General features: G+C 35.9%; 8 protein-coding genes and 1 pseudogene. 3 read left to right on the top strand and 6 right to left on the bottom strand.

The features are described from left to right. Nucleotides 1-491: 491 nt before the first annotated feature. From IV36_RS11310 to IV36_RS11300, 3 genes and pseudogenes are all read left to right on the top strand, one after another. Nucleotides 492-1,292 carry a ParA family protein gene (locus IV36_RS11310; RefSeq protein ID WP_003688413.1) on the top strand — a complete coding sequence of 267 codons (801 nt, stop codon included), beginning with the start codon at nucleotides 492-494 and terminating at the stop codon, nucleotides 1,290-1,292. Nucleotide 1,293: 1 nt separating this feature from the next. Next, entirely contained in the window at nucleotides 1,294-1,644 is a 351-nt protein-coding gene (locus tag IV36_RS11305) for a DUF5388 domain-containing protein (protein WP_003688415.1), read from the top strand. A gap of 108 nt (nucleotides 1,645-1,752) precedes the next feature. Then, nucleotides 1,753-2,827 (top strand): annotated as a pseudogene (locus tag IV36_RS11300) (IS30 family transposase). Between the two features lie 138 nt (nucleotides 2,828-2,965). Here IV36_RS11300 and IV36_RS11295 read toward each other — a convergent pair. The 6 genes from IV36_RS11295 to IV36_RS11280 all read right to left on the bottom strand — a co-directional run bounded on the left by IV36_RS11295 (nucleotide 2,966) and on the right by IV36_RS11280 (nucleotide 5,461). After that, a complete protein-coding gene (locus IV36_RS11295; protein ID WP_029327463.1) occupies nucleotides 2,966-3,415 on the bottom strand; it encodes a DUF305 domain-containing protein in 450 nt (149 codons plus the stop codon). Nucleotides 3,416-3,595: 180 nt separating this feature from the next. Beyond that, entirely contained in the window at nucleotides 3,596-3,772 is a 177-nt protein-coding gene (locus tag IV36_RS12165; RefSeq protein ID WP_020090529.1) for a hypothetical protein, read from the bottom strand. Then, nucleotides 3,772-3,990 carry a DUF2188 domain-containing protein gene (locus IV36_RS11290; RefSeq protein WP_003687813.1) on the bottom strand — a complete coding sequence of 73 codons (219 nt, stop codon included), beginning with the start codon at nucleotides 3,988-3,990 and terminating at the stop codon, nucleotides 3,772-3,774. Before IV36_RS11290 ends, IV36_RS12165 begins: the two co-directional genes overlap by 1 nt. 192 nt (nucleotides 3,991-4,182) lie before the next feature. Beyond that, nucleotides 4,183-5,058 carry a CorA family divalent cation transporter gene (locus IV36_RS11285; protein ID WP_003687814.1) on the bottom strand — a complete coding sequence of 292 codons (876 nt, stop codon included), beginning with the start codon at nucleotides 5,056-5,058 and terminating at the stop codon, nucleotides 4,183-4,185. Then, nucleotides 5,003-5,143, bottom strand: coding sequence for a hypothetical protein (locus IV36_RS12160; RefSeq protein ID WP_156648670.1), 141 nt, complete (start codon nucleotides 5,141-5,143; stop codon nucleotides 5,003-5,005). The genes IV36_RS11285 and IV36_RS12160 overlap by 56 nt, the downstream gene beginning before the upstream one ends. Before the next feature lie 90 nt (nucleotides 5,144-5,233). Then, nucleotides 5,234-5,461: a general stress protein gene (locus IV36_RS11280; protein ID WP_003687815.1), complete on the bottom strand. Its 228-nt coding sequence runs from the start codon at nucleotides 5,459-5,461 to the stop codon at nucleotides 5,234-5,236. Nucleotides 5,462-5,904 lie beyond the last annotated feature (443 nt).

Below are 5,904 nucleotides of genomic sequence, written 5' to 3'. Positions count from 1 at the left end.
TTCATCCATAAGCAGCTGTCGCATATCGAAATATGAAACCTATGTACTACTAACCTATCTCTCAGCTTGTCTCCTGAGTTTTGAAAATCACCACATTGAATATGTTGATAAAACATGCTACAATAATGACATAAATTAAGACTTGTTCGGGTCATTCAGATACTACCAATATCTGGTGGCTTTTTCTTTATATAAGAGGTTACCTTCGGGTAATCTCTTTTTTGTTTACAATAAGAACTGTAACACAAAATCGCAAGATCGTCAAATGTTTAAGTATACCGTATACAGTGTACTGTAGTAAATATATAGTATGATGTATGTGGTATATAGCATGATGTATGTGGTATACAGTCTATAAATATAATTTTTCCTTTATTATCAAGGTATTAAGAAAACTAGTTTTCTTTGTATACTTTACACAGTGTTCAGTATATAGTATGATGTATGTTGTATTAAATATGAAGTCTACGAAAATGAAAAGAGGAAAAAATATGATAATTAGTTGTGCTAATGAAAAAGGTGGTACAGGTAAAACAAGTACTACAGCGCTTCTAGGTTGGGAATTAGCTAGTTTGGGCCACAGTACTTTATTGGTAGATTGCGATCCTCAAAGTAATCTTACAGATCTTATGATTAAAACTAAAAGCCAAGAAAACACTGAAATAACTATCGATCCTTCATTATTTGCTTTACTAATTAATCATAGAGACTTAAAAGAGGGAATTATACGTATAAAAGATAATTTATCTCTCTTACCAGTTGCTTCTGATATGAATTTATTCAGTAGATGGGTTGATAAACAAGAATTAACAGAAAAGGAAAAGGTTACATATTTAAAGGAAGCACTAGGGTCAATTAAGAAAGACTATGATTTTATATTCCTTGATGTAAGCCCTACAATGAGTCTTACTAACGATAATGTATTCATGGCTTGTGATTGGCTAATAATCATGCTGCAGACTCAACAACGTTCACTATTGGGTGCTAAAAGCTTCCTAGAATATTTACAAACCAATTTAATTAATATGTTTGATTCTAAGGTTGATGTTCTAGGTATTTTACCAGTATTAACCAAAGGGCAATCTAAAATAGATAACTCAGTCTTAAAAAGCGCAATTTCAGAGTTTGGTGAAAACAATTTATTCACTAATGTAATAACAGCTATGGAACGTGTTAAGAGGTTTGATTTAACGGGTATCACTGAGGACCACAAAAATGTGTGGGATAAAGCTACTCATAGTGTGTACACAGCAGTAGCAAAAGAGTTAGTAAACAGGTTAGGAGTGAAGTAGTATGAGTAATCTCTTACAACACAAAAATGATGACAATGAAAAAAAGATAGATAAGAATGTAGACGTTAAAACTAAATCTATCTCAAGACAAGATGTAGGTTTTACTGATATTGAAAAAGATGTTATACCTACTTTTGATGTAAGTGTACGTCTAGATAATCATTCTAGAAATGCTTTAATGGCACTTGCTAAAACTACAGCAGAAAAAAGAACTATTTCAGAAATGCTTTCTATTATGATTGAAGATTACACTAAGCAATTAAGTAGTAACACAATAACAGCTTACACAGAATATCTGAGTGCTCTAGAAGCTAAAGACAAGCTCTCTTACAAGTTGAAAAATCATAAGTAATAAAAAAGACCGCGCGTTTTATAATTAAGTTAGCCACCCAGCCAAAATGGTAAAAAAAAGACACCAAGACGAAAAATTCAGGTATCATTGAAGTTCCTACAACAAACAATTAAAAAAGTTTTCGTCTTGATGCAAGAACAGTCTATCACACCACGCCCAAAAGGTCACCATTTATCGGAAATCGAACGCGGTCAAATCGCCGCTTGGCACATTGAAGGATGCTCAGCACGGCAAATAGCGATTCGATTAGGCGTCTGCCACCAGACCGTCAATAATGAGCTCAAGCGTGGTCGAGTCACGCAAGTTAAACGCGTTAATAATCAGAAACACTACTTTGAAATTTACAGCCCTGAAGCCGCTCAGAATCGCTATGAAATAAAGCGGCAAAACTGTGGACGTCCATTAAAATTTAGCCAAGTGACGGCCTTCTTAGCCTACTTTGATGATAAGTTCTGCCATGAGGGCTGGTCTCCGGACGCTGCTTGTTGGTTATGCCCGTAAGCACCGGTTATTTAAGCCGGCCAAAATGGTCTGTACGAAGACTTTGTACAACTATATCGATGCGCAACTATTGGAGATCCGTAACCTTGATCAGCTGGAAAAAACAAAACGCCGGACGACCCAGCACCACTCGCACCAACATCAGCGCCTACTCGGTCGTAGTATTGAAGAACGGCCAAAGCGAGTAGAAACGCGCCACGAGTTTGGTCATTTTGAGATCGATACTGTCATTGGCAAACGTGCTGGTAGCGAGAGTGTCCTATTAACGTTTACCGAACGTAAAACGCGCTATGAGATTGTCCGCTTGATCGAGGGTAAAGACGCTGAATCTGTGGCTTATGCCATGCAAAATATTACGGCTGAATTCGGTGACGTTATGCGGACAGTTACGGCGGATAACGGAACAGAGTTCACCACGCTAACGGCTGCGCTTGAGGGTATTGCCGAGACTTATTATGCCCACCCTTATAGCTCGGCCGAACGCGCCACTAATGAGGTCCACAATCGTATACTCAGACGTTACTTTCCTAAGGGGCAATCACTCGATCTAGCTACACCCAGTCTGGTCCGTCAAGCTGAATCTCGGCTCAACCATCTCCCGCGCCGCTTACTTAAGTTCTGTACACCAGCTGAAGTATTTCGAAAGGAATTAGCACGTGCGCGTAAAGGCCGAGCCGCCTAATCCTGATCCACCTGGAACTCCCATGAGCCCTTTCGTCTGTGTGCTTTATCGGCACTGGCTAACTTACTATTGCAATTTGCGTAAGCCTAAAAAATAAGGAAGTTGGCCTGATTGGTCAACTTCCTTATTTTTTATCAGCTATTGATCGGCAACTTTTTTCAATAATCGTTTCATCTCCGTGATCTCTTCACGTTGCGTTTTAGCGATCTTCTGTGCGAGGGCTTTGACTTCCGGATCGCTGAGTTGCGCGCGTTCACTGGTTAGAATCGCGGTCGAGTGATGGGGGATCATTTCTTGCAACCAAGCTGCATCGTGCACGGTCGCTTGGCTACGAACTAGATAAAGCGAGCCAGCAAATATCACCGCACTACCAAGTAGGATCAGGCGGTTCAAACGTTTATTCTGGTACATTGACCACATGAATAACAGCATTACAATGGCCATGGTGGCGCCCATAATTAGCGCCATATACAGTCGCGTTTGGCTTAGAAAAATATGATCTAATTGGAACACATTAAGGTACATTAACCCATACATAATAACTGTAGAGACAAGAATCATCAGTAAAAATTTCGTGTATTGTTTCATGACGTCCTCCTCGCTTTCGCTGGCTTTATTTTGACTATAGGTAGATTACAAATTTAATCCGAATTATTTGCAATTTAAAACGTAGTCTCCAATATTGTATTTAGTATGCCTCATGGGAATTCACTCTGATTTATGTGGCCCCCTTCAAATTGGAATTTGTAATCTAACATAAACGGCTTATTAATCACGCCTAACCGGCTCTTCAGGTTGTTTTTCAGGGTATATTTTTTCTGGATTTATTTGGGGATTTTCAGGCGGAGTCTTTACTGGAAATCTTTGTGGTAATTGCTTTTTAGGCTTTTCTATTGGTATATGAGGAGTAATTTTGTTTGGGTGTTTTTCCAAAAGTGATATCATTAGCTATGCCTCCTTAAATTCTTCTTGAATGGAGTGTCGTCTTTTAAATCAGAGCGATGTTGATACCATTTTTCCGCTTGTTCCATAGCAATTGAAATGGCCCGCTTATCGTCATAATTTTTTTCTTTAAGCGCATTTGCGATCTCAATAGCTTTTTTTCGAACCACTTTTTTCAAATTTTTCATTGATGGTGGGTAATTTTGTTCATTCCAAGGCATTTCAATAACCTCCATTATTTACAATTAAGTAAATTTTTTAGTCAATTAATCGTAAAGTTAAAGTCCAAGTTAATCTCTTAAGTAGCAATATCAATATTCCGACACCACTTCTTAGCATAAGTTAATGCAATTTTCTTACGACTAAACATATATGTTCTTTAATAATAACAATTGGAAAACCTTTTTTGTCAGTTATAGGTACTTTTTCTTCTTAAGCCAGTTATAAACAAGGATTGAGCAGATGAGTGAAACAGTAATTATAACAACTGTACCGTGGGATTCATTACTAAGTGGTACCTTCGTGTTCATCCCCCAAAAGCCAAAAATAATGGTGGGGATACTTAAAACGATTGATAACTCGCTCAATGTCTTCATGATGATATTAAGCTGAAAAGAAACCACATTCGTGATTAAACCACCAATATGATTTAAAAATTTTTTGTAAGAAATTAAGGTACTGTTAATAAGGCTTCTTTGATTGGAAATATTAGAAAACAAACTCTTATTAATTGTTAAATTTAATTGAAAAAAGCTTCCCTGGTGTTTAATCAATTTTAAAACTGATTCATCCTCTTTATAGGTAGATTCAATAACAATCATAAGTTTTTGAAGATTGAACAATTCTAAAAAGACAGTTTTATTAGGCCCCAAAGAATTCATTTGGCTTTCTAAGTGGTCAATACGATCTTTTATCGTGCGCAAGTCAGATAGCATCTTTTTATAAGCTAATAATATAAGTTTTAAAGCTATATACATAGATGATTCGTTATTTTGATGGGCCGTCTCTTTCTGAACATTTTCTAAAATATTAGAAAAACTATAGTTAAATAAAGTAATAATCTCATCAGACAAGATAAAAATAAAAACATTAGATATCAAGTTATCCAATTTCAAATTAACATGTGAAATATCTGGAAATAAAAGAACTAATAAAAGAACAAAAGGCGTCTCGGTACTGCTAATTTCTTCACAGCGAGTATCATCGTTAGTTATCAGGCCTGTCAAGACATCTTCATTGATTCCCATTTTTTTTAGAAATAAATGATAATTCAGCTTTGCTTGGATCAACTAATTTCCTCCAGATAGCAGAGTTATTATCCAAATCAACTTTAGTTAAACGACTATTTTTTAAAGCATAATTTGTTAATGTCATGGAGTCCTCCTTGTATAATAGTGATTTACAAAGATTTTCTAAATCAAACCCCCTCCCTGCCAAGTAAATAGATGTCATTGCATTATCTATTTACTTGGCAGGGGGTAAATTACCCCAATCTGAGGTGTATTTTAATCTTACTACAACTAATTTTGGACACATTTTTTTGCCGTTTTCACGATAGAAATCCTTATCGTGTGTCTTGGCGGTCTTTTCGCCACCCTTTTCTCCTAATTTCTCATAAAAATTTTTATCATGTGACTTAGCGGTTGCTTTTCCGCCCTTCCGGCCAGCTTTTTCGCGTGCATTTTCTATCATTCATACTTGTATCTTCCTAATCATATGATTTTAGATATGGAAAAGAGTATATAGATTATTTGTTATATATTAAATAAGATTACAGCATGTTGGTAAGCGTTGTCAAAAAAGTTGCTTTAGTTTCAACCGATAGTCACTAGACTCATATTTTAACTAAGAAATAGTATCCATGTAATTTGCCCCAAAAAGGTTTCTAATTATAAATTTCGAACTAGACATTGAATTATGATGATATTTTTCGTAAAAATAGTGTAGAATCAAATACATCATCAGTAGTTAATCTCATTTTTTAACTCAAAACATGTCCACTTATAATTTTGATTTCAAATACTTATCATTGACTTGCACATTATCAACTGGCTTTTCTTAATTTAAATACAAAGAGGTAGATTGCAAATTTAATCCGAATTTTTTGACAAATTAGTCAGCATGACTTGGTAAGG

Source organism: Liquorilactobacillus mali, assembly GCF_001437155.1.
In the GTDB taxonomy this organism is placed as follows: domain Bacteria; phylum Bacillota; class Bacilli; order Lactobacillales; family Lactobacillaceae; genus Liquorilactobacillus; species Liquorilactobacillus mali_A.
The sequence above is the reverse complement of the archived record's forward strand: the minus strand, read 5'-3'. Positions and strand labels throughout refer to the sequence as shown.